The sequence below is a fragment of the Pseudomonas sp. P20 genome, assembly GCF_016463925.1.
Taxonomy (GTDB): domain Bacteria; phylum Pseudomonadota; class Gammaproteobacteria; order Pseudomonadales; family Pseudomonadaceae; genus Pseudomonas; species Pseudomonas aeruginosa.
On sequence record NZ_JAEMVM010000093.1, the window covers coordinates 1 to 1,160 of the forward strand.

Below are 1,160 nucleotides of genomic sequence, written 5' to 3' on the forward strand. Positions count from 1 at the left end.
TCGATGATCTTGGCAACCACGCCGGCGCCAACGGTACGGCCGCCTTCGCGGATCGCGAAGCGCAGGCCATCTTCCATGGCGATCGGAGCGATCAGGGTGACAACCATCTTGATGTTGTCGCCCGGCATTACCATCTCTACGCCTTCCGGCAGCTCGCAGTTACCGGTCACGTCAGTGGTACGGAAGTAGAACTGCGGACGGTAGCCCTTGAAGAACGGGGTGTGACGACCACCTTCTTCCTTGGACAGCACGTACACTTCGCACTCGAACTTGGTGTGCGGCTTGATGGTGCCCGGCTTGGCCAGAACCTGGCCACGCTCTACGTCTTCACGCTTGGTGCCGCGCAGCAGGATACCAACGTTCTCACCAGCACGACCTTCGTCGAGCAGCTTGCGGAACATTTCAACGCCGGTGCAGGTGGTCTTGGTGGTCGCCTTGATGCCGACGATTTCCACTTCTTCCTGGACCTTGATGATGCCGCGCTCTACACGACCGGTTACCACGGTACCGCGGCCGGAGATCGAGAACACGTCTTCGATCGGCATCAGGAACGGCTGGTCGATGGCACGAACCGGCTCCGGAATGTAGGAGTCCAGGGTCTCTACCAGCTTCTGCACGGCGCTTACGCCGATGCCGTTGTCATCCTTGCCTTCCAGCGCCATCAGCGCGGAACCGATGATGATCGGAGTGTCGTCGCCCGGGAAGTCGTAGGTGTTCAGCAGATCGCGAACTTCCATCTCGACCAGTTCCAGCAGCTCGGCGTCGTCGACCATGTCGGCCTTGTTCAGGAACACGACGATGTAGGGAACGCCTACCTGGCGGGACAGCAGGATGTGCTCGCGGGTCTGCGGCATGGGGCCGTCGGCAGCCGAGCAAACCAGGATCGCGCCGTCCATCTGGGCAGCACCGGTGATCATGTTCTTCACGTAGTCGGCGTGACCGGGGCAGTCAACGTGGGCGTAGTGACGAACAGCGGAATCGTATTCAACGTGCGAGGTGTTGATGGTGATACCGCGGGCCTTTTCTTCCGGCGCGTTGTCGATCTGATCGAAAGCACGAGCGGAACCACCCCAGGTGTCGGAGCAGACCTTGGTCAGTGCAGCGGTCAGAGTGGTCTTGCCATGGTCAACGTGACCGATGGTGCCGACGTTGACGTGCGG

At 60.7% G+C, this 1,160-nt stretch carries 1 protein-coding gene; it reads right to left on the reverse strand.

What is annotated here, in order from left to right:
* The coding region (gene tuf, locus JHD77_RS31760; RefSeq protein WP_017001851.1) for an elongation factor Tu at window positions 1-1,160 on the reverse strand (1,160 nt) is incomplete at both ends.